We start from the raw sequence: 26216 nt of genomic DNA on the forward strand, positions 1-26216 counted from the left end.
TGTGCATTCAGCGCAACCGGCGCCAGCCTATGGCGACCAGGGGCAGGAGTATCCAACCCCAGAACCAGGCTGACGAAGCCTCGCCACCGATCACGCCACACCCGGCCCGCACCAGATCACTTCGTTTGGTTGTGACAGGAGGGGATTGATCCAGGTTAGGATCCAAAGCAAGGTTGGCATTGACCACACCGCTGCCCAGGAGCGGCACCAGACCCATCCCCTTGATATTGGGACGATAGCCGTTATTCACCGAATCGGAATAAAGTTTATCGGGCTGGGCGGTATCAAGCAAACGTCTTTCGACCTCTGCCGCCGTTAAAGTGGGATCTTTGGACAAAATTAATCCAGCAATACCCGCAACAACAGGTGAAGACATGGATGTACCCACTTTACAGGCTGAAAAGCCACCGGGAACGCTGGATCGAATGCCGGATTCGACGTCACAGAGTCCATCCCCTGGCGCTGCGATATCAATCCAGGTCCCAAAGTTGGACGAATCGCTTTTCACCGGCAGCTCGGCATCGCTTTTCACGTTGGAAACGGCGATCACCGAATCAAAACCTGCGGGATACTGTCGCCGCATGGTGTCCTCGTTGCCTGCAGCAGCGACCATGAGCGTGCCGCGACCGAATGTTTTGAGCGACTGAATAAAGAGTTCCACCGAACGCGATCGTTCAAATTTTCCAAACGAGGCATTGATCACGCGGACCAGAGGCTCGCCCTTCTTTTTAAAACCCGAGATATAAGCCAGACCCGCGATGATCGACGCATCCTTGATGACGAACGAGGTGTTATTGCCCCCGCTATTTTCCAGATCCACCACCTTGACGACCAAAATCTGGCAGTAAGGGCACATGCCCACATAATCGGCAGCATCACGAGCGGCGATGATACCGGCCACATGAGTTCCATGCTGACACTGGCCTTCATTGCCACAGCTTTGATTAAAGCCCGATGTGCCCGCAGGGAAAACGTCACCGTTGCCTAGATTTTCTTTCTTGGACACCGTCGTGTTGCAGCCATAGATATCATCGGTACAGAGCTTATTTTGCCCGGACTCATTCACGTAGATGGCGGAACGAAGATTGGGATGCATGACATCCACACCGCTATCCATCACGGCAATCACCGGCGGATCGTCGATGCTGGCCAGTTGCCCCATCTGCTGAATGGCGGGAAGAAAGGCGATCTGACTCAACCAGGGCGTAAACTGCTGATCGTCCTTGAAGCGCTCCACAATCGTATCCTCGACTTCGCCCTTCAATTCGCTTCTGCCATTGGGCTCGGCGTAATAGATCCGACCTTCGCTGAGCCATTGACCAAGCGTCGCCCGGGCTTCCTCATCATTATTGAAGGAAACCTCCATCAGACTTGCCATGCTGTCCAACGCCGTCTCGTGCAGACTCCGCCGCATAAAAGCTGGTCCATAGCTGGCCGGCTTCGGGGTAAAGGATTGCGAGAGATCAGTCAGATTCAAAGATCCGAGATAACGCGGTCGGGCCGGACCCAGATCACGCGAATAACTTCGCATGAGAGCCTGCATATGGGTGCGAATGCGCGTAGGAAAGGCTGTGAAATGATCGCGCGAATCATCCAGGAGATGCCGAAATGCCACCAGATAACTCTGCGGCTGCGCGGCAGCCTCGCCGTCCACTTCAGCGAAACGGAGCAACGGTTCCTGAGTGGCCACTGGGCTCATTTTGGAATCTTCGATCCGGCCACAGCCCCAGACGAAGCTGGCCAGGCTTATCATAAATAACAGCGTCCGCAATGTAGGCTCCCTTCACCAGGATAAACACGGCCTGGAGGCCGTCCGACAAGCCTTCCGACCCGATTTACAGTCGTTGGCGTGGTTGAGCTTGTATGATACGACTGCCTTTCCGCATATCACAAGCGAAACTCTGCTTATCCAGCCTGGGACCAACGCTCCATGACCGCATCGCAGATCACAAATGACACTCTATCCACAGCATTGTGGACCGTTTTATGTTATCCACAGGCGCAGTGGATAAGCCGGATAATAAGGCTGATTTAAGTGATGATTTCAATATGTTAATCATTTTGCTTAAATTTTAATCATAGCGTGAAGGTTTTAAAATTCACGCTACATCTGGTAGCGCATAATGACTTGAAATCGTCGGCTCCTGTCTAACTGCAGCAATTATTTTCTTCGTCGTGAATCGATTGATGAGGCAGATGTTCCACGGCAATTCCCACCGTGGAAAAGAGTTCGAGCGAAGTTCGGGTGCGATATTCACGGGCATAATAGATTTTGCGAACGTTACCGAGGTTGATCAAACGCTTGGCGCAGGCGGCACAAGGCATATGCGTGACGAACACCAGCTTTTCAATAAAGCGCGGGCTATCACAGTTGATCACGGCATTTTCTTCTGAATGGAGACAGCCGCAATTGCCCGGCTCATCGCGGTCACAGCCATTGGGCAGGCCGGTTGCATTGCCGTTGTAGCCAACAGCCAGAACCTTACGGAAGTCGGTGCTGGTAATCACTGTTCCGACGTGCAAACGTTTGCAGGTGGAACGCCGCGCCAGGCTAAAAGCAAGGTCCATGTAAATTTCTTGAAAATCAGGACGCACTCCAAAAACCCCCGGTCAGTCGTGTCAGTCCTTGACTTACAGTGTGTCCGGGTGTCTGTCCAGAGTCATTTCGTGGGGCGTGTACGCAGGCAACGTGATGCCACTTGACGGTCATCGAAGGGAAATTTCTCCTTGCCGATGATCTGATAGTCCTCATGCCCTTTGCCAGCAATCAGAATGCTGTCGCCTGATTTGGCTTGCTGAATCGCATACAAAATGGCAGCTTCACGGTCGACTATGGCCTTGTGTTTACCCTGGCTCATGCCTCCCAAAATATCCTGAATGATAGCCTGCGGATCTTCAGAACGCGGATTGTCGGACGTCACGAGAATCACATCCGCCTCTTTTTCCGCCACCGCCCCCATCAACGGCCGTTTGCCTCGATCACGATCCCCACCACAGCCAAAGACCACCCACAATTGGCCCTTGGTTAATTCCCGCAGTTTATGCACCGTCTTGTCCAACGCGTCGGGGGTATGTGCATAATCGACGATCACAGCCAGACCCTCAGCAAACGCTTCAGGAACTGGCTCAAAGCGACCTGGCACGGGTTCAATGCGCGACCAATCCGCAGCCGACGTGCGTCCGGGCAGAAGCCCTTCCACAATCAAAAGAGCCGCTGTGAAATTGGCCATGGCAAAGTCCGCCCCGAAAGGCAGACGTCCTTGCCAACGTCTGGATCCCGAAGTGACCGTGAGATCTGTGGACTGCAGAGTCATCGAGGCGACCTCAAAAATCGCATCCCCGGTTTGCAGCGTCCGACCCTGACGAGCCGTTCCATAAAAATGAAAACCCCGGGTAAAAGCATCCGGGGGCAACCAGCCTTCCAAATCATGCGAAAGCCAGGCCACCGCATCAGGTTTCAATAGGTGCGAAAAGAGTTCCCACTTGGCCGCGAAGTACTCGTCCATATCCTTATGAAAGTCGAGGTGATCGCGGGAAAAACTGGTAAAGCCAGCGGCATCAAAACGCAAAGGACCCAGCCGTCTCTGGACCACCGCATGGGATGAAACTTCCATAGCCGCCCAGGTCACGCCTTTTTCCACAGCCAGGGCCAGGAGCCGAAAGAGTTCATCTGGATCAGGCGTGGTATGAGTGGCCGGAAATTTTTCCTCGCCGCAATACACGCCGATGGTGCCCATCGTTAAACAGGGCTCACCCAGAGTGCGCAGCAGCTGGCCTAAAAACCAGACCGTCGAGGTCTTGCCGTTGGTTCCCGTGATTCCAATCATGCGCAGCTGGTCCTGCGGATTATGATAAAGGTGAGCCGCCAGCCAACCCCAGGCATCACGACTATCCTTCACCAGACAGACAAAAGTCTGATCCGACATCTGTTCGAAAGCGTCCTGCTGCTCCACAATAAATCCAAGTCCCGCAAACTGTTCCTGCAGACCTGGAATGGCGCCATGCGCATCAAAACTGACGCCCTTATAGGCAATGAACAACGAGCCGTCTTGCACCCGATTGGAATGCGTGGTGTGGCCGTCAAAGGGTTGATCCACGCGGGGTATGCGGTGTTGCAGAAGCAGACCGGATTTTTGTAAAACGTGAACAATGTCCTGAGCGATTAATTTTCGGGTCAGCATGGGTAACTCCGTCACGGATTGCCCTCATCCTAATCGCTCGCTTCCGGGTCTGTCCACGAAATCAGGATTCGGATACTCTTTTCATTTCCAAAACCAGGTCGCGCACCAGCTGATCCAGTATGGAATGCAGGCGGCGGTCCACATCCTGATCCTGGGCGTGCCAGTTCAGGGAACATTCAATCATCAACCGTGATGTGCTCGTGTCTTCGCGAACGGCAAACCGCCTTTCGCCCTTGAGCGCCTGGCCGCCCTCAAGCTTCAGGGTGACTTCACCTTTCTGCGGATCAAGACTGACCGTTTCCTGCAAATTGAAGCTATCAATTTTCAGTTGCTGACGGATGGGTTGACCGCGACCCTGGGGCGCTGCGATCGCGGATACGGATTGCCAGACTTTCAGATAGGGAGCATCGACCAGACATCGAAAGGAAGCATAGGCCATGGGATAGCCCTCTCTGTCATTTGATTTGCGATGTCTTCCTATCTTACCCCAATGCTAGCGAACTTTGGGATTAAAAGTCGGCTTGAGCCCCTGCCAGCAGGCAGCGTAATCCTTCTGCAGAAGGCCCCCTTCCAAAGCAAAGCGGGTCGGACGGTACAGCATGGAGGATTCAAACATGAAGGCCATGGTCTTATCCAAATACTGCGGCTTCAGTTCGGCTTTGCTGGCTTCTTCAAAGGCTTTGGCTTCGGGACCGTGGGCCAGCATGCAGTTATGCAGACTGCCGCCGCCTGGTTCGAAACCTCCCGAAGGCTTCGCATCATAAACGCCATAAATAAGGCCCATATACTCGCTCATGATATTGCGATGAAAGTAAGGCGGGCGGAAGGTATTCTGGGCCACCATCCAACGTGGTGGAAAAATTACGAAATCCACATTGGCTCGACCTTCATGGTCGGTCGGCGCGGTCAAAACCGTGAAAATGGAAGGATCCGGGTGATCATAGCTGACGGTATTGATGGTGTTGAACTTTTTCAAATCATATTTATAAGGCACGTAATTTCCATGCCAGGCCACGACATCGAGCGGCGAATGTTCAATGGCAGCCTCAAACAGTTCGCCGCCGAATTTCAGCTGCAGACGGAAGGCTCCTTGACGTTCTTCATAAGCCGCCACCGGTGTTTCAAAATCACGTGGGTTGGCCAGTCCATTGGAACCGATCGGTCCTAAATTCGGCAAAACAAAATGCGCGCCGTAGTTTTCACAGATATAGCCGCGAGCGGTCGCTTCGTGCAGGCGGACCTGAAACTTGATGCCGCGTGGAATAACCACGATTTCACCCGGATCGACATCCAGAATCCCGTACTCCGTGCGCAGCTCCAGAGATCCGCTTTGGGGCACGATTAAAAAATCACCATCAGCGTTCTGGAAAAAGTTGGTATCCATGGACTGATTGCACGCATAAAGGTGCACAGCGCTCCCCGTTTGCGCATCCGCATCGCCGTTGGCGGCAAAGGTCACAAGCCCCTGCACAAAATCAGTTTTATCCTGGGGCAATGGCAGCGGGTTCCAACGCAGTTGCGCGGCCGGGGTGATGATATCACGCGGGGCTCCGGTGGCGATCGAACCGCGGGCGACGGGTCGGAATTCGCCGTGCAGGACCGAGGGCCTGATGCGATAGACCCAGGATCGGAGGTTTTCTGATCGTTTGACGGTAAAGGCAGTCCCGGACAGGAGTTCCGCGATCAGCCCGTATGGCGGTCGCTGGGGCGAATTTTGGCCCTCAGGCAGGGCCCCGGGCAAGGCCTCCGTGGCAAAATGATTGCCAAAACCGCTTTGGTATTTTCGATCAGAACGCATATTGGCCCCCTCTTTGATCCCAGTTATCGAAATCTGACCGGAAAGTATCAAATGGAAGCGGCTCTGCCAAGAACCCGAAAGCCCTGCTTAACTTTTTGCGCAATCATCCGATAGACCTCGTAGCTCTCTTTTGCCAGGAATTAGAGGAGTTATGCTGTGAAGGCTTTATGGTTTGGCGTTATCGCTCTCATGCTCAATACCAGCGCTTGTGAAAAGCGCAAGGGATCGCTCATGCCGGCGCGCGATGCTGCCTCCAAGACGGCATCGAACGACCATGCTTCCAAAGGCACCAAAGAAATGCGTGCCAAAGCTTTGCCTGAAGGCATGCTGAATGAAGAAACGGGCGAACAGGGCCTGGTTCCGCTGAGTGATGTGGAAGCCAAGGATCTGCAAAAAGTGAAACAGGACGCCCTGGACCGTATCAAGAAAAATCCTTCGGAAAAACACGCCGGCCCATCGGCAGCACGTGGCAAGGCTGCGGCTCTGTATCAGCGCGGTCGTCATCTGGTGGCTCAGGGTAATTTTGATGAAGGTCAGGAGTACTACCTGGTTGCCTGTCAGTTCGGTCACACGGAAGGTTGCCATAAGTTTGGCTGGCACGAGGAACGTCTCGGGAATCTGAACAACGCCCGCCAATTTTATAAGATCGCCTGTGAAAGCGGGCTTAGCAAGAGTTGTAATAACCTCGGCTTTCAGCTGGAAAAAAACCAGAACTGGGACGACGCTCTCGATTTTTATGCCCGGGCCTGCCTGGAAAAGCATGACACAGGCTGCGACAACCTGAAAAGACTGCGGGATCAAAGGCTCAAACTGCGCTGATCATAGCGCGTCGTGGGCCAGTTCATCCCATTCTTCTTCCTCATCGTCATCACCATCCAGGCGATGTTTCTCACACCATTCAATGATATCCCCCACGACCTGATCCCGCTCCTTATGGAGCAGCAGGTGATGATCCTGGCCTTCATAGCGTTGCACCGACTTATCCACGGAAGCGATGGCATCCAGCCAGCGTTCCAAAGCTGAGGCGCGACTCGTCACCGCTTCCAAAGCATGAATGGAAAGGATGGCAAAGGGCAGCTGGTCATGGCTTTTCTGGATCGCTGCGCAGGCGCCCAAAATTTCCCGCACCGTCGTGGGCTTGATAGACCCGCGAAAGGCCAGGTCGTCCTGCTTCAAAGCGCCTTGCAAAGCGGGCGCCAGCAGCACCTCGCGCAGCGCCTTCATCGCTTTGGAATTGTGCAGCAGAAAACCGGCGTGGCGCATGAGCAGTCGTTCCATGGCTCCAATCGGCAAATCCATGAGCAGGCCGCAGAGTATCAGCCCCTTCATGCGGGGCTTGCGTGACATCGCAAAGCAGGTCGCAATCAAAGCCCCAAGGCCTTGTCCCAGGATGAACACGGGCTGCGTGGGCTCGCGATCCTTGATCCGGGCCATGAGCAGATCGAGGTCCTCCAGGTAATCATCAAAATGCGTGATCGCCCCGCGTTCCCCTGCGGACTTGCCATGACCACGCAGATCCGCTGCGTAGATTGTATATCCTTCCTGGCAGAGCCTATCGAAAATACCGTGATAGGCGCCGCAGTGCTCCCCATAGTCATGCACAGCAAGAATGACACCCTTGGGGGAGGGGCACGTATGGACCTCGCAGTAGATATCCAATCCATCGACGGCTTCCAGGGATTCAATCCGCGTCTGGCAGGCCATAGGCTCTCCTTGCTTCACGATGTCAGGGTTACCCTATAAATTTGTCCTATTTTACACATTTTGACCAGCACGATCGACGGTATTTGCCGTCAAACGACCGAAAAAGCTGTGTTCCCTCATCCTGAAAAAGGGTACACTCCAGCGCCGTACTGCGCTTATTTATCGAGTGTTTACAAAGGTTGAACTCATGCGTTACCAAGACATTAAATGGGAAGATGAATCCGATCTCGAAGGCGAAAGTCAGAAGACCGGCCAAAAGCAGGTTGAAGAACTTTCATTCGCAGAACTTTTGCAGCAGGAATCGGTTCCCGACGTCGAAATTCGCCGCGGTTCGCAGGTGAGCGGCGTGATTTCAGCTATCAGCGCCACCTCGGATAACGTTCTCGTCGAGCTGGATGCTGTGCATACCGGCGTTATGGATAAGAATCAGATCTATAACGAAAAAGGTGAACAGCAGTACCACATCGGAGATCGGATTACGGCTTACGTCGTCGCCTACACACAGGACGAGATTCAACTGAGTCTCCGTCTCAGCGCTTCGAAACAGTCCATGGAAGACCTGCACAACGCTTTGCATATGCAGCTGCCTGTGCGTGGCAAAGTCACCGGTGAAAACAAAGGTGGTTTTGAAATCACTCTGATGGGCAAGCGCTGCTTCTGCCCGGTTTCGCAAATCGACACCCGCTTCGTCACCAACAAGACCGAGTTCATGGGCCGCGAATTCAACTTCCTGATCGAAAAGATCGAGGAAGGCGGGCGTAACATCGTGGTGTCGCGTTCCAAGCTTCTGCGCAAGGAAGCTGAACTCAAGATCGCTGAATTGGAAGAACGCAAGAATCAGGATCAGGATATCATTCTCGATGGTATCGTGACCGAGCTGCGGGATTACGGTGCCTTTATTGATCTTGGCGGATTTGACGGCTTTTTGCACGTTTCAGAAATGAGCTATGCTCGCGTCAACCGCGCGTCTGACTTCCTGCAAAAGGGTGATCAGGTCCGCGTCAAGCTTCTGAAAATCGAAACCACCAACGATGGCAAGCGCCGCATCAGCGTTAGCATGAAAGCCATCCAGGAAGATCCCTGGGCCACCATCGGCAACCGCTATGAAACCGGCAAGTCCTATTCCGGCACCGTCACACGCCTCGAAACCTTCGGTGCGTTTGTCAGTCTGGAGCCAGGCGTCGAAGGCCTCGTCCACATTTCCGAAATGTCCTGGGAAAAACGCATCCATCATCCCAATGAGATTCTGAAAGTTGGCGACAAGGTGGATGTTCGAGTGGTCGACATCCAAAACGAAAGTCAGAAACTGTCGCTGAGTTTGAAAAACATCGAAGCCGATCCATGGGCCTCGATTACCGATAAATTCCCTGTGGGGGCCAAAGTCAAAGGCACTGTCGAAAGTCTGAAGGGCTTTGGCGCTTTTGTCCAGCTGGTGCCCGGCGTGACCGGCCTCGTGCCCACGGAAATTTTGAAGAAAGCCCACGGCGAGTCTTATAAGAAAAAGGCTTCGCCGCCGCAGGAACTCGAAGTGGTGATTCGGGAGTTTAATATTGCCGAGCGCAAGATTCTTCTGTCTCTCCCGGAGATCAAGGATGACTCGGATGATATCCAGGCTTATCACGAGTACATGCAGTCCCAGCAGGACAAGGACAAGGTGAAGAAGGAAACCTCCAAGGCTCCTCGGGGCAGCTTCGGTGATATCCTGGCCGCCAGTCTTGAAGGCAAGAAAAAATCCTGACACCGATCACTCGAGGAACCAACATGCGTTTGGATGATTACATCCGCAACATTCCCGACTTTCCCAAGCCTGGGATCGTGTTCAAGGACATCACGCCCTTGCTCAAGGATCCTAATGCGCTGCAGTATACCTACAGAGCCATCGCCAACCAGTATCGGGAGGATGAGGTGGACCTGGTCGTGGGCGCGGAAAGTCGAGGGTTTCTCTTCGGCGTGGGAGTCGCGCTTTTGATGAACAAGGGCTTCATTCCCATTCGCAAACCCAATAAGCTCCCGGCCGCTGTCTTCAAGCAAAGTTATGATTTGGAGTACGGTACGGACTCCCTGGAAATTCATCAGGATGCGATTCGCCCAGGACAACGCGTGCTCCTGGTTGATGATCTCCTGGCGACCGGCGGTACCGCTCAAGCCGCCATCGAGCTTATCAAGAAATGTGGCGGCATCATTGTCGGCTGTGCGTTTGTGATTGAGCTGACGTTCCTTACGGGTCGGCAGAAGCTCTCGCCCTACCCGGTCCACAGTTTGATTCGTTACTGATCGCTTCCTCTTCAGGCTGGGCCTTTCGGGGCCCGGACTCCTCCCTCTCGCCCGCTGTATGATAGAATCATCTTATCAATCCCATGATAAGAGGCGCGCATCCTATGCTGGAATTTTCCTTGCCCGGTGGTGGTCTTTGGGGAATGACTTTGACCGGATTCCTGTATGCCCTGCGCGAGCGCAAAGCCCTGCCTCAGATCATCAGCGCTGTGTCGTCAGGGAATCATGCGGGTTATTTGGCTTTTAGTGATGCGGATTTCAATAAGGCGATGGCCTGGTTTCGTACCAGCGGCGAATACTTAAAGAGCAAACCCATCACCCGATTCCTGCCGCCTTACGATATGAAGGCCGATCATATCAGCAGTTTTACGCTGCCCTTTATGGTGGATACCGAGGTGCTGCGCAAGAACGGGTTGAAGCACTTCTATGTCGGTTATATTCAAACCAAAAACATGAAATTTGTAGCCGAAGATGTCATGACTTACGATATGTATGAAGTGTTTCGGGCCATTCTGAAATCGTCTTCGATTCCCTTTGTCACCAATTTCGTCCCCCATTTTGGTGGCGGCATAGACGGAGGCTTTGCGAAAAACAATTTTCATTCGCCTCTGGAAACCCGTGAACGTTGGATGATCACCTATGGCCTCTCCAATCGCGGACCCACCCTGGATCGTCGGATCTGGACCCGTCGTGTGATCCTGCCCCGCCCCGTCGGCAATCCCCTGCTTCTGAATGAGCAGCACCTGATCGAGAACTTTCATCGCGGTTATGATTTTGGTGCCACGCTTGCTGGTCTATAAAGCTCAATCGGCTGGCATATAGGTCCGCATGATCTCCCGCTTATCGTCAGGAATGCTCACGCTTTGGTTCGCATCAAAATCAAACCAGACCAGCACAGCCTTGGCCACGGCTATGGTTTGCTGCTGTGATTTGATTTCATAGCGCTGGTGAAAGCTTTTATCACCGATCTGCGAAATAAAGAGCTCCACATAAAGCCGATCATGCAGGTGGGCCTGCTTGAGATAATCCATCTCAGTCCGAGCCAGGATGATAGGAATCCGCCTGCCTTCAGTGAATATCCCACAGCCCAGGGCATCATCCAGCCACTGCGTCCGGCACATTTCGATATAGGAATGGTAAACAGCATTATTGATGTGCCCGAGCCCGTCGGTATCCCGGAATCGGACCTGCAGGTCGCAGCGGTAGCGTTTGAAATCCATTTCATCTCCATAACACATTAATTTTATTAAACAATAAAACCAAGCCATTTAAGCATATTTAACTTGCTAACCTGAATCAATTGGGCTAAATTCGCGTACCAATTGAGGAGAGCCTCATGCACGCCCGACTCATTCTCTTGCCCTTAACCAGCCTCATTTTCAGCCTAAGCGTAACAACAGGTTGCACCCTATCCAATCGGGTCGAGGATATCAAAGTCCTCTGCGGCCTCAAAGTTGTGAATCCTGATATCGAATACGTCCGCCTCCTAAGCCCAGGCCTGGCGCCACTCGCCGAGCAGGACAGAGCACGGACGTCGGCTGAGTTTATTCATACCGATGGACGCATTGAAGCTCTCACCCTGTCACCTGCAGGCTGTCTCGCCTTGCCCAAGGCCGATGGCCAGCTGTCGGCGCGGGTCAGCTCAGATCAGGAATGGGTGGCTTTTGAGAACGGCTTAAAAGCCGACCGATCCATTGAACAACGCGACCTGGTCCTGGCTGAGCGCGGGCGCTTGAATGTCCAGTGGCCCTGCCCCGATCAGGGATTTTTGGCAAATGAGAGCTTGGCGCCGATGCTTGCGATCAGGGATAGTGTTGGAAATCTGCAGAACCTTCAGCTGCAGCTGACGGTCAGTGATAAGAACGGGAAAAATCTTGGTACTTTGTTTAGCAAAGACTTCGGCAACAAAGCCCTGGAGCTCCCGACACGGCTGCCCCTGACGGCTTTGAGCGAAGGTGAGTTTACCGTTAGCATGAGTCTGACGGATAGTTTCTTCGGTCAAAACGAAAAGGCCCTGTTGGTGGCCTCTCAATGCCCTTTGCAGGTAAAAAGATCCTGCGCGAGTCCGAACGATAGCTTTGATTCTGAGAACCTTAGCTGTAAACCCAAGCTTTGCGACAATAAGTATCGGGTTGGTGAGTTTTGGTCTGAAGAACTTTCAAATAAAAAAGGAAACGGTCTCTTTACCTGTCAATTACAGGCCGGAGAGCCGGTAAGACTTGCAAGTGATGCGACCTGCGAAGCCGGTTATTTTGAATCCCGCGCATCATGTATCGGAGCCACTCAAGTAGCTGCCGGACTTAATCATAGCTGTGCCGTCCTGGAAAATGGTGATGTCAGCTGCTGGGGATACAATGTATTTGATACGCTCGGTCCCAGTGATTCCGTCGGCAGTTCAGGCAAAGCCTTAGGGCCCCAGCCCCCACTCTCATTATCAGAACCCGCTCAGTACGTCGGCGTTAGCAGTGTCTCATCATGTGCACTGCTGACTTCGGGTCGAGTGCAATGTTGGGGTTCGCTGCCGAAAACTATCGACAGTGAAGGCTTCGTTCAATACGAAGTTTCGGGTCATCCCCAATTTGTTCGCATGGCTGATGGCAGCGAACTGCAGCAGGTGAAGTCTCTTACTGTAGGCGGTGGACCGGATCAAGACACCTATTGCGTCGTGACGCAGAAAAAGGAAGCCCTGTGCTGGGGTAAGGACCTCCTGAGCCGTCGCCAGACTTTGCAGTTTGGAAATTGGCTCTATCCCCAGCGAATTTTTGCTGATCGCACCATACAACAGCTTGCTGTTAGCGATCGGGAGATCTGCGGACTTGATAGCGAGGGTTCTGTGTTCTGCCAGGGCTCAGCCTTGGGTTCTGATCTGTTTGCCATAGCACTGGAAAATCCTGCCGTTCTTGTCCCCGTAGCTCTGCCTGCTCCGGCACGCTGGATCAGTTCGCAGTCCATTGGGAAATGTGCGCTGCTGGTTGATGATCGGCTTTTCTGCTGGGGCCTTAAGACAAATAAAATGCAAAATCTTGAATGGAACTTTGCTCATGGGGTTCCTGATATACCGAGGGCAATGACTCTGCCTGAAGAGAACAAGAATTTTTTTCAGCAGGTCAAAGAAGTCGGCTTGAATGGCGAGATATCCTGCGTCCTGAAAGCTGATTCCCAGCCCGTATGTCAGCTTGGAACCAATGCCTACGAATCAGAAACGGTGAACGGAGTCTATATAAACACCCGCCCACCACGCCTGCAGGCACGCGATATTTTGAAGGAGGATGGAACCGCTTTACGGGACATTCAAACGCTGGCTGTTGGCTTCTGGCACGGCTGCGGAGTCCACGTTTCTGGGCAGGTTTATTGCTGGGGTAACAACCAGTTTGGACGCCTCGGCAACGGAACGATGGGTGAGTCAGGAACAGGAACCGGCATCCCTAGGATCATTCGTGCTTCACTCATTCAGGCACCTTAAGGAGATGGCCATGAAATTTAAATTAGCCGCTCTGAGCATGTCCGTCCTTGTCGGTTGCCATTCCCTAAGCAACCGTCATGACACTCTTGCTGTGCAATGCGATATCGGGAGCAAAACCCAGAACAAAGTCCTCTTAAAGTTTACCAATCCAGGCGGCGTTGCCCTGACACCAGCACAGGTGGCTCAACTTCAAGTTCAGTATCAATCTGCGCCTGACATGGTCCAGACCATGCAACCTTCTTCACAAGCGTGCGTGGCGCTTCCCAAGAGCGCAGGCCTTGTCAAAGCTCGCATTAACGGGAAATTACCGTTAACAGGCGAAGTTAGTCTCGATGAAAAGGCCGCGACTGATACAATTCACACGGTTGAGCTCGAGGCACCTGGAGTATTGGAGCTGGGTCTCAAGTGCCCACAGCAGGGTTTACTCGCTGCCTTTGACCTTCAAAATATAGTTGAAGTCAAAAAGGCACAAGGAAAGCTGTCCCGATACGTGGTGTATATCAATATCTACAACAGCGCTAAAGAAAAAGTGCAAACCTTGTTTACGAAGACCCTGCACGATGAAATCCTATCATTACCTCAACGCTTTGATCTTAAGAATCTGGCAGAAGGCACCTATAAGGTCGAGATGAGTGTGTTCGATAATTATCATGATAAGTCCATTCCTACCGCTGAAAGTCATTGTCCGCTTACTGTTCGACACACCTGTGCCAAGGATGAGGATTTTGATCCATCAACTGTGTCCTGCATACCAAGGCTCTGTGACAACACTTATCGAGTGGGCTCGAAATGGACCGAAAGTCTCGCTTTAAAGCGAGGCGAAGGCCGATATGAATGCAAACAGGTGGATGAAAAGGCAAAGAAAACCCTGTTGAGTCATACCTGTCAGGGAGGTTATTTCAAGTCCTCTGACTCATGTCTTGCTGCGACCGAGATCGCTGGTAACTGTGCCCTTTTGGAAAATGGTGATGCTGCATGTTGGGGCACGCAGCTCGCCAAAGACAACTATCCGCTAAGAAATGACATCAATTACCAAACTGCTTTCAGATTTTCGGAGAAAATCACAAAATTTGGCAAGCAGTGTGTGCAGCTGGAATCCGGGAAGATTCATTGCTGGGAACTTATTATGGGCGACAACGCTCAATATGAGTATTTGCCAACTTCGCGGGCGCCCAAGGACTGGGAAGGAGTTATAGCAAGCGGTTTTGTGAACCCAGGGCAAGCCTGCTCTGAACTTTCTGCTTTTGGGCTCGACTGCCAGTTTAAGCTCACCGAAGTGAATGGACAAAAGGTTTTAGCACCGACGCCGACATCGGCTATTAACAAGTGCTTGGTTGACGCTGAAGGTCAAGTTTGGTGTCTCTCAAATGCACTTCCAACATCACAATCGGCATCGGCCAGTCTCGCTGCCGGCCCCTATTATAAAGTCAACGGCTTGCCCGAACCTGCACGACACACTATTTCTGATGGCTATTCTTATTGCGCCCTGCTCATTGGAGGCAAGGCGATGTGTTGGGGCGATAATGATGCGGGAGGCGTAGGATCCAATGCATCGGATCTGAATGTGAATAAGCTATCCTATGTCGTCGATGCCAAGGGAAGAGTTCTGGATGGTATTCGACGCCTGACGTCAACGCAGGATGGTAATTCTCAAGCTACCATTTATGCATTAACTGAAGACGGCCGAGCCTTTGCCTGGGGCAGTAATTTGGATGGAATGTTGGCCAATGGCACACCAGGCGAGGATGATGAGGGCAATCAACTCTTTAGCCGCTTTGCAGTGCCTGTCATGGTCGAACTCAATAAGTTTGCCCCAGCCCCACCAGCACAATAAAAAACCCCTCCCAAAAGGGAGGGGCTGTGGGTTCAATCGAGATTTAATCTAAAGCTTACTTCTTCTGGCTTTCCAGAAACTTGACCAAAGTATCGATCTGGGCATCAGTCAAGCTCTTGAATCGACGTGGTGGCATCGTCAGAAGGTGCTCACCTTTATGCATCGCAACTTGCGAGCCGTCAGCAGCCAGGATCTTGATACCATCAGCCTTCAGGCGCTCAGGGGTATAACCCAGCTTCAAGCGACCGATAGCCACATCGAGTTCAGCATTCAGGTTTGCCATCTTCGTGAAGTCAACTGCGTTGAACTTCGCGCGGCTTTGAGTTTGGTCCAGGCCCGAGTGGTGACACTGCGAACAAGCCAAGGCCAGAATGTTCTGTGGTGTCTCATTCGGAGCCACTGCAAAACCAACGTCAGCCAAGGCCTGTTGATCTGCTGGGAAGATTTCGCGAGTATCTTTAAACTGGGCAGCCGTCAAAGTACCGGCTTTGAAATCCTGAATTTGCTTGGTGAATGTTGCTTGAAGAGTCGGATCAGCAACTTTCAATCCAAAGAAAGGGATCGGAATATAGTTCTTGGCAACTGCTGTATCCGCATTCAGCGGGGTTATGGTTGTACCTTGAACTGAGAATGACAGGGCTTTGCGAGCCATGAAGCGCTGTCTCAGCATTTCAGCTGTTGGACTACGACCATTGTTGGCGGCATTCGCCACTTCGCCACGAATCTGGTTGGTCAAGAACTCATTGGGCTGCTGAGCACGAGCTGCAGCATTCGCCGCCTGAGCTTCCTGGAACAACATATTGTTATCACGCACAAAGTTTTCCAGCTGCTGAGGATCCGAACCGGAAATCAGAGCACCAGGAACACCACCCACACCATCCGTACCCCAGGCAGCGGTATAATCCGCGATCAGCTGCTGGCCATCGGTGTTGTCACGGAACCAGTGGGTCCATGGGTTACGAAGTTCCTGCATGCGCAGAATCTTCTGGCTTTGCAGGCCATCAGGCTGGTGACAGTGCATACAGTCAACGATAGTGTTTTTCAAATCGATGTCCTGGAACAGAGTAAACGCAGTCCAGCCCGTCTCCACAGCAGCGGTCAGGAGTTCACCTGCGCTGCAGTGTTCGGGCTTGGCATTACAGGCCTGCTTAAAGCCGACCAGGAAGAAGTCAAAGGTGTTGTCCGCGTTGCGAACAGCGATTTCCGCGAACTGCTCACCGCGAACGAAACCGAGGGCGATATCGTTGTTGATACGGTCCATAAGAATAACGCGTGGGTTGATGGCGGAAACGAACTTACCGACCAGCGACGAGGAGTGACCCTGGATCGCATAGGCGGGACCGTTACCGGCGGCACCGTTGTTACCACGACCAGCCTGTGGGGCGGCTGGGAACGCCAGGCCCAAAGCCGTGTGAAGCTCCGCAAGGCTCTTGGGACGCAGATTGTTCGTACAGAAAGCGGTGATCACTTTGTTGACCTTACCGACGTTCCGATCACAAACGATTTTGATTTGAACTTCGCCTTCTTTGATACCATGAAGGGCTTCTTCATCGCTCAGAACGAGGAATGTTTTGTTGTCTTTTTGAGCATCGGCAGGACTGTTAGCCTTACCGGGTTCTTTGGTTTCAGGAGTGGCATTGTCAGTGCCTGGAGTCGTGACTTCACCTGGTTCTGTGGCGCCTGTCTGCTCACCACCGCTGTATCCAGCTTTTTTGTATGGACTACAGCTGATCAGGACGATCGCGGCCGTAGCCAATGTCCAGCGTTGCAAATTTAACATCCCAAAACCTCCACTTTGCCCAAAATCCCCGAATTCGTTGACCCACTATCAATCGAATTCCCGACAGACGCATACACGCTTACCGCTGCAATACAGCGGACGCTAGGCAGACGAATGCCGATAGCAGATGAAAAGCAATTGATGAGCCATTTCCGGCATCGTGTAAATTCGGTGGCTTATCATCCCGGCGTTCCCCTTTTTGAAAGTTCCTTGGGCACTGTCGTCCATCCGCGCTACAGGTGCTCTCACAAGCATCTATATTTACTGACATCTTTCCTGTTCAAAGGATCGACATCGACGGGCCGGTCGTCAGGTCTTGCCATAAGGGTGCAAGGTCCAGCAGACAAAAAAATGCAAATTCCACCGGGAATCACCGACCTTTGAACAGCAGTGATCGCCGCGCATAAAAACCACGCAGCCCAAGTCGCCCCATATCATGACCTTCTGTAGAAAACTTTCGGCACACACGGCACAAAGCTGATTCCTGAACCGCAATAATGCCGATCTTGTAAGGCTTTGCTGCTTGCCGAAAGCCGCATGGCTTCCAGGTGAATTCCTTGACCGGAATGAACGCATCAAAGGCAGGCTATGAAGGCTTCAAACTCGCGTCTGTGTCTTCGGGAACACAATCCGCCATCAATACTCTCTTGCGTTACAGGCCTGAGCACGATAAGCCATTTAAAGTCGATAAGCTGATGGCTTAAAGACCCCATGTTTTTTCTTGAAAGGAATTCGTATGAAGATGTCCCTCATGGCTCTCGCTTTCGCAGGTTTCACGGCTCAGACTGCATTGGCTGTGGACTGCACCATTACCCTCTCGGGCAATGATCAAATGCAGTACGATAAAAAGGAAATCAAACTCCCGGCCGAATGCGCCACGAGCGATATCAAGATCGACTTCAAGCACATCGGCAAGCTGCCTGCAGCGGCGATGGGCCACAACGTTGTGCTGATCGAGAATGGCAAACTCCCCACCATCCAAACTCGTTACGCGGCAGCTGGCGCTGATCCGGCAAAGATCGACGCCAACAGTGAGCAACTGAAGACCGGTGGTGAAGTCATTGCCTATACCAAGATCGTCGGTGGCGGCGCCGCGGACTCGACCGTGATTCCCAAAAACAAACTGAAAGCTGGCGAGAAATACCAATACTTCTGCTCCTTCCCTGGACATTTTGCTTTGATGACCGGTACTCTCGAGATCGAAAAAGCTGCCCCGTCCACGGCTGCAGCCACAACAGACAAAGACAAAAAGGCTGATAAAAAGAAGTAAGCACTTCTTTTCAGGAGGTACGTGATGTCCCAGGTTGCTGTTCTTTTGGCTGATGGTTTTGAAGAGATCGAGGCCATCACCATCGTCGACGTTTTACGACGAGCCGATGTGCAGGTTCGAACCCTAGCTTTAAAAGACAAAACGGTGCGTGGGGCTCACGGAATTTCCGTCCAGGCCGACGGCCTGCTGGAGCAGGACCACGGCCAGAATTGGGATCTCGTCGTTCTGCCGGGCGGACAGCCCGGTGCCAATACCCTCAGGGATGACCCGCGGGTCGCGTCACTGATCGAGCGTCAACTCGGCCAGAATCGCAAAGTGGCTGCCATCTGCGCGGCCCCGATTGCACTTGGTGCTCATGGCATGCTGAAGGGACGTCATGCGACCTGTTACCCAGGTTTTGAAGACCAACTCCGTGATGCCAAATTGAGTGTGGATGCTGTGGTGGTGGATAAGGAAATCACGACCAGTCGCGGCCCGGGCACGGCTATGAGTTTTGCACTGAATCTCGTCGAGCAGTTGAAAGGCAAGCAGCAGGCAGATTCCGTACGCAAAGGCATGCTTCTTTAACGCAAAACAACCCGACAGCTGCAAAAGCCATCGGGTTGCTCGTTGAGCAAATTAAGCTGGAGCCCCGGGGGTCGTCAGGCCCACAACAGGAAAACCTTTTTTGACTTCTGCTGTTTCATCACTCGTCCTCGCTTGAAGCAGCTGATCACCTTCGAGCATGCTTTCACCATGCTGGCTGAGGTCGAGGCCTTGCTCCTCTTCATCGACCGAAACACGCATCGGAATAATCCAGTCGGTGAGTTTGTAGATGATAAAGGAACCAAAGAAGGAAAAGCCGCTCACGAGGACCAGAGCCAGGCAATGCATCAGGAACGTTTTGGTGGGACCAAAGACAAGGCCAACATCCTTGGCAAACACACCGGTCAAAAGCATTCCCATCACACCGCCCACACCATGACACGGAAACACATCAAGCGTGTCGTCGATGGCTGTTTTCGATTTCATGGACACCACAAGTGACGAAACCATCGATGAAAAAGCGCCAATAAAGATCGAAGCGCCAATACTGACAAAGCCAGCGGCCGGCGTAATCGCCACCAGACCGACAACCGCACCGATGCAAGCACCGACAGCGGACGGTTTACGACCCTTAAGCATATCCAGGAAAATCCAGGCCAGCGCCGCGGCCGCTGAAGCTGTATTGGTCGTGGCAAAGGCTTGCGCGGCCTGCTCGTTGGCACCCAAAGCCGAACCCGCGTTGAAACCGAACCAGCCAAACCACAGCATACCCGTACCGAGAATGATAAACGGAATGTTCGCTGGCGTATGAGCTTCGCCGTTATGATCTTTGCGGCGCCCCAACATCAAAGCACCCGCCAAGGCGGCAAAACCAGCTGACATGTGGACCACGGTCCCACCCGCAAAATCAAGGACACCCATGGTGCGCAAAAAGCCATTGGGATGCCAGGTCCAGTGAGCCAGGGGCGTGTAAATCAACAGAATAAAGAGCGTAATAAAGAGCATGTAACTCGTAAAGCGCACGCGCTCTGCAAATGAACCTGTGATGAGCGCCGGGGTTATCACCGCAAATTTCAATTGAAACATGGCGAAAAGAAGCAGGGGAATGGTGGGGGAAAGATCGGGATGCGTGGCCCCGGTCACACCTTTAAACATAAAGAAAGTGGTCGGATTGCCGATGAGCCCGCCAATGGAATCACCAAAGGCCAGACTGAATCCCACGACCACCCAAATCAAACTAATAAGCCCCATGGAGATAAAACTCTGCAGCATGGTCGAGATCACGTTTCGCGACCGCACCATGCCTCCGTAGAAGAATGAGAGACCCGGTGTCATGAAGAGCACAAGTCCAGACGCACACAGCATCCAGGCCACATCTCCGGGATTAATGGCGCCACCCGTTTTCAATGGTTCTGTTGCCGGCACAAAGGCCGCAAACAGACTTAATAGAATCAGTAAAACCAGGGGGACCGTAGATTGCTTCATGCAGGTTCTCCTTCTTGCTCATACGAGTCGCAGGTTGTGTCCAAGCTGCCTCTGTAAAGCACAACACGTACCATGTTTTGTGATTGTTATAATTTCCAACAATAACATTGATTTAGCACGAGAATTGGAGTCTGCGCCGGGCGACGAAAAGAACGAAATGGTAGGAATGGGAGGAGGCAACCCGCGCTTTGGTAGGATAAAACGCGGGAGGTAGATTCATTATAGCTTTCAGCGCTCACGCACAGGGGCACTGCGCGCCTGCTTATCCTTCCAACCGCGCCATGTTTCAATAGCAACTGGTACCAAAGACAGGAAAATGATCGCAAAGATCACGATGTGAAAGTTGTCTTTAACCTGGGGCATATTCCCGAACATGAAGCCAGCTAAGAGAAAGCTCCAAACCCAAACGAGTCCACCGACCACATTGTAGGCTAAAAATCGGCTGTAGCGCATATGCCCAATACCCGCAACAAACGGGGCGAAGGTTCGCAGGATCGGTGCGAAACGGGCGATGATAATCGCCTTGCCGCCGTGCTTTTCATAAAAGGCCTGGGCTGCCAGCAGATGTTTCTTATTCAGCAGCAGACCTGTGTCTTTGGAAAAAATGCGGGGTCCGATGTACTTGCCCACGGCATAATTCACGGCATCACCGAGGATCGCCGCAACAGACAGCAGCACGAGCAGCATCGGCAGGCTGAGATAGGCATTCTCCACGGCCGCCATCGCCCCGAGCGCGAACAAAAACGAATCCCCCGGCAGGAAAGGAGTCACGACCAACCCGGTTTCGGCAAAGATCACCATAAACACCAGCACGTAGATCAGTGGGCCCAGATCACGAATCCAATTATTCAGATACAGATCCATGTGCAGGATGATGTCGATAAATTGCTTGATCCATTCCATTAAGATATCCATACGCCTCGCTTTCCGACCGTCGGGTAAAGCTGCAGCTTATCATGGTATCTTCCAACCAATCGATGGTTCAGTCTGACTGATGACGTCTTGACTTGAATAGTCTTCGGTTTAGGCAGCTGCTACCGATTCAGGTATACGGATTGGGATTACGATTTCGTTTTTCCACTGAAGGATATTTTATGAAGACTCTTCTCCTGCTCTCATCGCTCCTTTTGACGACCGCAGCATCCGCCAGACCTCTGGCTTTTCTAAAACAATCCGGCGGATTCTGTCCTGGCACCTGCCCATCGTCGTCCCTTACGATCGAAGATAACGGCACGGTCTATGTCGAAATCCAGAAGTACGTCCCCACCCCGTCCGTGGAACGTAAAGTTCTGCTGAGACTTGGCAAGGAGCTCACGAACGCCTTGCAGAAGGACATCCAGTCCATTGCCATCGCCGAACTGATCGACACCAATGAAGGAGCGCCCATCTGCGCGGATGCCCCTGAATTTCTTTTCACGGTCGTCAAAGGGAACCAAAAAATCGATATCGCCCGCGACCTCGACTGCCACAAATACATTCTGGCCAACTTTCAGGGTACCCAGATCGTCGACATGCTCCGTAGTTTCCTGACCCTGCATTATTATTCGCAGTTCTGAGACGCTTGCGTCCGACGTGATTTTCCTGGAGACTGGGCGCGGGTCTTTGAAAGGCCCGCGTGCTCACCTCCAGTCGAGGAATCAGGATGCTCCCATCGCGATGGCAGGCTTTTTCCAGCTCCATTTTTTCCAAAATGTCCCAGATGGCTGCCGCGCATCAGGCCGTGAACCTGGCCCAGGGTTTTCCGGATTTTGATGGCCCCGATGTCATCAAGGAAGCCGCCATTGCCGCCATCCGAGGTGCCTTCAATCAATATGCGCCCAGCACGGGATTGGGTGAATTAAGGCGCCAGCTGGCCCAGAGACAGGCCGCACAATATGGATTGCAGTATGATTTTGCCACCGAGGTCACGGTTTTTTCCGGCGCCACCGAGGCCATTTTTTGTTGCATGATGGGACTTTGTGGACCGGGTGATGAAGTCCTGACCTTCGAACCCTTTTTCGACTGTTATCCGGCGGCGTGCGCCATGGCCGGGGCTGTTCTGAAAACAGTTCCCTTGAAAGCCCCGGACTGGTCCTTTGCCATCGAGGATTTGCGAAACGCGATCACGGAGAGAACCCGGGTTCTCATACTCAACAGCCCTCATAATCCCAGCGGCAAGGTTTTCACTCGCCATGAACTTCTCAGCCTCGCGCAATTGGTTCAGGAAAAAAATCTTATCGTCGTGACGGACGAAGTGTACGAAGAATTGATTTTCACGCCGGCCCGGCATTTACCGATGGCCAGGCTCGACGGCATGCGGGACCGCACGATCACCATCTCGTCCACGGCCAAGACCTTTAGTTTAACCGGTTGGAAGGTGGGCTTTGCCTTCGCTGAGAAAAAGTTGACGGAACTGATCCGCATTCCGCATCAGTATACCGTCTTCTGTTCCGCCACACCGCTTCAGGCGGGTATGATTGCTGCGTTTCAGCTGGGCCAGGAGTATTTTCTGGATTTCCGTGAGCTCTACACAAGAAGGCGCGATACGCTGTTAGCCATTCTGCGCAGGCATGGCTTTGTCTGCAAAGCGCCAGAAGGCACGTATTTTATTACCGCCGATTATCGGTCGATCCGCGATGTCCCTGATATGGAATTTGCAACCTGGCTGACGGAAAAAGTGGGGGTGGCCTGTCTGCCGATTTCCAATTTTTATCTGGATGCTGCGGCTGCAAGCGCCAACCTGCGTCTGGTCCGCTTTGCATTTTGCAAGCAGATCGAAACGCTCGAAGCCGCGGGACGCCTTTTGCAGGAACGCCTTCCCGAGGCTTTGGCTGCTCTGAAGAATTAACCTTTGGCCTTGGCGGGCGTCACTGGAGTGCCGTCGTCAGCCATCAGAGGCTTCCGGCGCAGCACAATTTCCAGAATGAAGGCGATGATACCGATGTTGATGGCAATATCGGCGACATTGAACACCGCGAAGTCATGGCGCCAGCCCATGATATTCCAGCCGACTGAAACAAAGTCGATCACGTAACCCTGAATCAGACGATCGATAAAATTGCCAATGGCGCCGGCCAGAATCATGACCAAACCGAATCGGGTTAAATGAAAATTGATCGGCAGCGTGCGCAAATAGATCGAGATGTAGATCACGCAGATCAGCGTCACCAGATAAAAGAATGGCACGCGGATGGAGTCCGGCAGATTGGAAAGCATACTGAACGCGGCCCCGCGGTTGCGTTCATACTGAAAATTCAATTGGATGAAAAAGGCATTGGCCTCACGCGGAGCTTCGGGGTTGCCTACCGAGGCCACAGGGTAAACTCGCGACTTATGCATGTCCAGATTGGTGGGATGTGACCAGGTCATCAGACTGGCTTGAGCGTGGCGTTTGCTGACTTGATCGAGGGCGACGGTGGACAGGAAGACCAACACCAATGCAGCTGCAATCTGTTTGCCACGAATCGTTTTCATAAAACGCAGAGTCATACCCATCAGCGAGAATTCCTTGTGTTAGGCACTCAATAGTTCAAAATATCCTATCATCCCCTGGACGCGCAAGCTCAGCTGAGCTGCGACAGTTCCGCAAAGGCTTCTGTCCAGGGCACGGACTTTCTTTCCTGACCACTGGCTAGATCTTTGATGCTGACGGTTTTACTCGCCACCTCATCACTGCCCAGGGTCAAAACATATTGATACTGACGCTTATCAGCAAACTTGAATTGATTGCCCAGTTTGCCTTCTTTCAAAGCAATGTCTGCCATGACTCCCGCGGCACGCAGCTCGGCCAGCAGCTCAAATCCATAACTGCGACCTTCTTCACCAGCCAAGGCAATAAAGATCCCGCGCCGAGTCTTGTCATCGGTCAGACCCAGTTGTTCCAAGGCGGCCAGCAGTCGGTCCACTCCAATCGAGCCGCCAACGCCGGCCAGCTCCTGATTGGAGAAACGCGAGACCAGTCCGTTGTAACGTCCGCCCGAGGAAATGGACCCGAAGCCGTCCAAACCGTCAATCGTGGTTTCAAAAACGATCCCTGTATAATAACCCAGTCCACGCGCGATGGTCAGATCCATGCGAATGTTGGCTTTGGTGTTTTGATAAAGTTTTTGCAAAAGACCAACTGTTTCCTCGAGTCTTTTGATCTCCTGAGTCGCAGGGGTTCCAGCCAGAATTTCCTTGATGGGATTCAAATCGGTCTGGCCTGCCGCGTCACGTCCCTGCAGAACGCGCAGGAGGCGATCCGCACCCGCAGCGTCCGCCCCTTCAATCTGGAGAATAAGGTCTTTGACAGCCGGTTCACCAATCTTGGCCAGTTTATCGAGCGCGATCAGAGTTCTGTTCTCACCACCCGCCACAAGCTGCGGCAGACAGCCTTGAATCAACGCCGAAAGAATAATGCGATGACCGATCGCCATGGTAAACGAACCCGGCACCAGCTCGACGAGGTTACTGGTAATGCAGGACAGGACCTCGACATCCGCGGCCAGTGAATCCACACCGATGATATCCAAATCAGCCTGACAGAATTCCCGATAGCGACCCTTCTGAGGTTTTTCGCCGCGCCATGAATTGCCGATCTGCACCTTTTTAAACGGGAAAACCAGTTCGGAATAATTTTCGGCCACGAAACGCGCAAAGGGAACGGTCAAATCAAAGCGCAGAGCCACCATGCGTTCGCCATGGTCCTCAAACCGATACACTTCCTTATCGGTATCGGTGCCGCCGGTTCCCAGAAGGGTTTCCGCATACTCGACGACCGGCGTATCGATCGGCAGGAAGCCGGCCTGTTCTGCCTTCTGATAAATGCGGTCCTGGATACGCTTACGCAGGGCGGCCTGCTGCGGCAGATAGTCACGGAAGCCTTTCAATTTACGCGGCGTGATTCGTTCTTGCGTGCTCAAACTGCTTGCTCCCTTTGGCTCTCTCAAGTAATAAGGCAAATGTGCGCGAACAACCGATCAGGCGGACCGCAATGAAAAGAATCGCAACCTTACCCTCGGCTGTCTTTCCCCCGTCTCGTCTCATGGGGCCTATGACGGCGCTTATCATATGCTATTGCTTGGGATTTGCAACCGCTTCCCTGGCTCAAAATGAACCTGTAGCGCCGCTTTCAAGTTTGATGAGCAAAACAACGAACGGTTATGTTCCCGAGGGCGTTTGGAAGATTGGACCTGAGACGGAGTATGGTCTTCAACCGACCACGGGCGTTGGTGTGGATCTGCCCTCATTCATGGCCGGAGCGACCAACATTTACGCGCGCGGTCAGGTCTGGCAGAACGGGCGTCAGAGCCTGTCACTCGGTCTGGATCTGGTACGCATGAGCCGTGACTCCCTCTTTTGGGGATCACAAAAAGACAATTTCGCCAAACTCAATGTGACTGGCGTACACCCCCGCCTGGTCTTCAGCCATGCGATCTCGGAACGTCTGATCGTGCACAGTTCCTGGGAAGCCGGCTCGGGCAAGGGCGAAGTGGAATTGAGTGAAGAAGGCAAACGACGTCTATGGAATAAAAAGTATCCCCAGGCCGACTATGATGCCCGCGATGAAAACGGCCATCCCGTGCGGGATGATGGAACACGCATTCATGAAAATTACAGCATCACGCATCGATCACTCCTTCTGCAGTCCCTTTTAGGTCTGGCTCAGGAGCGCTTTGAACTGACCGGTGAAATCCAGCGATCGCCGACCGAAACATTGGTGCTGGCGGCGCATGTCGCCCGCTTTGATCTGGCTGATCTTCGCGCGGATCGCTTCGGCTGCAGCCTGGCTCAGCAATGGCGTGGCCCACAGGTGGGATTCCGCCTGGGTATCGGGGTCCTTTATCAGGTGGTCAGCGGTCGTGACCTGGACGACGAAAAGATTGATGATGGCCGGTTCCTGCCGACAGCCGATTTGGATTTTTTCGTCTTGCTTTAAACTTGC

At 52.8% G+C, this 26216-nt stretch carries 24 protein-coding genes; 12 read left to right on the forward strand and 12 right to left on the reverse strand.

What is annotated here, in order from left to right; translation table 11 throughout:
- Positions 1-7 precede the first annotated feature (7 nt).
- From VE954_RS30350 to hmgA, 5 genes are all read right to left on the reverse strand, one after another.
- Positions 8-1771: a S8 family peptidase gene (locus VE954_RS30350; RefSeq protein WP_324960039.1), complete on the reverse strand. Its 1764-nt coding sequence runs from the start codon at positions 1769-1771 to the stop codon at positions 8-10.
- A 377-nt stretch (positions 1772-2148) separates the two neighbouring features.
- Positions 2149-2568: a hypothetical protein gene (locus VE954_RS30355; RefSeq protein WP_324960041.1), complete on the reverse strand. Its 420-nt coding sequence runs from the start codon at positions 2566-2568 to the stop codon at positions 2149-2151.
- A gap of 92 nt (positions 2569-2660) precedes the next feature.
- On the reverse strand, positions 2661-4181 hold the full coding sequence (locus VE954_RS30360) for a UDP-N-acetylmuramoyl-L-alanyl-D-glutamate--2,6-diaminopimelate ligase (protein ID WP_324960043.1): 1521 nt from the start codon (positions 4179-4181) through the stop codon (positions 2661-2663).
- Positions 4182-4242: 61 nt separating this feature from the next.
- Positions 4243-4620: a hypothetical protein gene (locus tag VE954_RS30365; RefSeq protein WP_324960046.1), complete on the reverse strand. Its 378-nt coding sequence runs from the start codon at positions 4618-4620 to the stop codon at positions 4243-4245.
- A gap of 54 nt (positions 4621-4674) precedes the next feature.
- Positions 4675-5979 carry a homogentisate 1,2-dioxygenase gene (hmgA, locus tag VE954_RS30370; protein ID WP_324960048.1) on the reverse strand — a complete coding sequence of 435 codons (1305 nt, stop codon included), beginning with the start codon at positions 5977-5979 and terminating at the stop codon, positions 4675-4677.
- 156 nt (positions 5980-6135) lie between these two features.
- Here hmgA and VE954_RS30375 point away from each other — a divergent pair, with 156 nt between their 5' ends.
- Positions 6136-6798 (forward strand): hypothetical protein, encoded by a 663-nt coding sequence (locus tag VE954_RS30375; protein ID WP_324960050.1) that lies wholly within the window; start codon positions 6136-6138, stop codon positions 6796-6798.
- Here the strand turns inward: VE954_RS30375 and VE954_RS30380 are convergent, their stop codons facing one another.
- Positions 6799-7683 carry an alpha/beta fold hydrolase gene (locus tag VE954_RS30380; RefSeq protein ID WP_324960052.1) on the reverse strand — a complete coding sequence of 295 codons (885 nt, stop codon included), beginning with the start codon at positions 7681-7683 and terminating at the stop codon, positions 6799-6801.
- A gap of 187 nt (positions 7684-7870) precedes the next feature.
- Between VE954_RS30380 and VE954_RS30385 the strand changes: the two genes are divergently transcribed.
- The 3 genes from VE954_RS30385 (at position 7871) to VE954_RS30395 (ending at position 10757) form a co-directional block, all read left to right on the forward strand.
- On the forward strand, positions 7871-9421 hold the full coding sequence (locus VE954_RS30385; protein WP_324960054.1) for a S1 RNA-binding domain-containing protein: 1551 nt from the start codon (positions 7871-7873) through the stop codon (positions 9419-9421).
- A 23-nt stretch (positions 9422-9444) separates the two neighbouring features.
- A complete protein-coding gene (locus tag VE954_RS30390; RefSeq protein WP_324960056.1) occupies positions 9445-9957 on the forward strand; it encodes an adenine phosphoribosyltransferase in 513 nt (170 codons plus the stop codon).
- Positions 9958-10061: 104 nt separating this feature from the next.
- Positions 10062-10757, forward strand: a complete 696-nt coding sequence (locus VE954_RS30395; protein WP_324960058.1) for a hypothetical protein — start codon at positions 10062-10064, stop codon at positions 10755-10757.
- Between the two features lie 3 nt (positions 10758-10760).
- Here the strand turns inward: VE954_RS30395 and VE954_RS30400 are convergent, their stop codons facing one another.
- Positions 10761-11177 carry a thioesterase family protein gene (locus VE954_RS30400; RefSeq protein WP_324960060.1) on the reverse strand — a complete coding sequence of 139 codons (417 nt, stop codon included), beginning with the start codon at positions 11175-11177 and terminating at the stop codon, positions 10761-10763.
- Positions 11178-11293: 116 nt separating this feature from the next.
- Between VE954_RS30400 and VE954_RS30405 the strand changes: the two genes are divergently transcribed.
- Together VE954_RS30405 and VE954_RS30410 are read left to right on the forward strand one after the other, a co-directional pair.
- The gene (locus tag VE954_RS30405; protein WP_324960061.1) at positions 11294-13420 is read left to right on the forward strand and encodes an RCC1 domain-containing protein; all 2127 of its coding nucleotides are present in this window, start codon (positions 11294-11296) and stop codon (positions 13418-13420) included.
- 10 nt (positions 13421-13430) lie between these two features.
- The gene (locus tag VE954_RS30410) at positions 13431-15254 is read left to right on the forward strand and encodes a hypothetical protein (protein ID WP_324960064.1); all 1824 of its coding nucleotides are present in this window, start codon (positions 13431-13433) and stop codon (positions 15252-15254) included.
- Positions 15255-15309: 55 nt separating this feature from the next.
- On the opposite strand, the gene VE954_RS30415 is transcribed toward VE954_RS30410, so the two are convergent.
- A complete protein-coding gene (locus VE954_RS30415; protein WP_324960065.1) occupies positions 15310-17034 on the reverse strand; it encodes a hypothetical protein in 1725 nt (574 codons plus the stop codon).
- Between the two features lie 557 nt (positions 17035-17591).
- Here VE954_RS30415 and VE954_RS30420 point away from each other — a divergent pair.
- From VE954_RS30420 to VE954_RS30430, 3 genes are read left to right on the forward strand one after another with little or no spacing between them, the layout of a single operon-like run.
- On the forward strand, positions 17592-17738 hold the full coding sequence (locus VE954_RS30420; RefSeq protein WP_324960067.1) for a hypothetical protein: 147 nt from the start codon (positions 17592-17594) through the stop codon (positions 17736-17738).
- Positions 17739-17770: 32 nt separating this feature from the next.
- Positions 17771-18304 carry an azurin gene (gene azu / locus VE954_RS30425; protein WP_324960069.1) on the forward strand — a complete coding sequence of 178 codons (534 nt, stop codon included), beginning with the start codon at positions 17771-17773 and terminating at the stop codon, positions 18302-18304.
- A gap of 24 nt (positions 18305-18328) precedes the next feature.
- Positions 18329-18871, forward strand: coding sequence for a DJ-1 family glyoxalase III (locus VE954_RS30430; protein WP_324960071.1), 543 nt, complete (start codon positions 18329-18331; stop codon positions 18869-18871).
- A 51-nt stretch (positions 18872-18922) separates the two neighbouring features.
- Here VE954_RS30430 and VE954_RS30435 read toward each other — a convergent pair whose 3' ends face one another.
- Positions 18923-20314, reverse strand: a complete 1392-nt coding sequence (locus VE954_RS30435; RefSeq protein WP_324960073.1) for an ammonium transporter — start codon at positions 20312-20314, stop codon at positions 18923-18925.
- Between the two features lie 228 nt (positions 20315-20542).
- Complete coding sequence (locus VE954_RS30440; RefSeq protein WP_324960075.1) at positions 20543-21217, reverse strand: DedA family protein; 675 nt, start codon at positions 21215-21217, stop codon at positions 20543-20545.
- Positions 21218-21408: 191 nt separating this feature from the next.
- On the opposite strand from VE954_RS30440, the gene VE954_RS30445 reads away from it, so the two are divergent.
- On the forward strand, positions 21409-21870 hold the full coding sequence (locus VE954_RS30445; protein WP_324960078.1) for a hypothetical protein: 462 nt from the start codon (positions 21409-21411) through the stop codon (positions 21868-21870).
- Positions 21871-21956: 86 nt separating this feature from the next.
- Positions 21957-23141 (forward strand): aminotransferase class I/II-fold pyridoxal phosphate-dependent enzyme, encoded by a 1185-nt coding sequence (locus VE954_RS30450; RefSeq protein ID WP_324960079.1) that lies wholly within the window; start codon positions 21957-21959, stop codon positions 23139-23141.
- On the opposite strand, the gene lspA is transcribed toward VE954_RS30450, so the two are convergent.
- On the reverse strand, positions 23138-23788 hold the full coding sequence (gene lspA, locus VE954_RS30455) for a signal peptidase II (protein WP_324960081.1): 651 nt from the start codon (positions 23786-23788) through the stop codon (positions 23138-23140). The two genes, VE954_RS30450 and lspA, sit on opposite strands and share 4 nt — an antisense overlap.
- 68 nt (positions 23789-23856) lie before the next feature.
- Positions 23857-25194 (reverse strand): histidine--tRNA ligase, encoded by a 1338-nt coding sequence (gene hisS / locus VE954_RS30460; protein ID WP_324960083.1) that lies wholly within the window; start codon positions 25192-25194, stop codon positions 23857-23859.
- Positions 25195-25265: 71 nt separating this feature from the next.
- Here hisS and VE954_RS30465 point away from each other — a divergent pair, with 71 nt between their 5' ends.
- The gene (locus tag VE954_RS30465) at positions 25266-26210 is read left to right on the forward strand and encodes a hypothetical protein (RefSeq protein WP_324960085.1); all 945 of its coding nucleotides are present in this window, start codon (positions 25266-25268) and stop codon (positions 26208-26210) included.
- Positions 26211-26216 lie beyond the last annotated feature (6 nt).

This window comes from Oligoflexus sp. (assembly GCF_035638955.1).
Lineage (GTDB): Bacteria > Bdellovibrionota_B > Oligoflexia > Oligoflexales > Oligoflexaceae > Oligoflexus.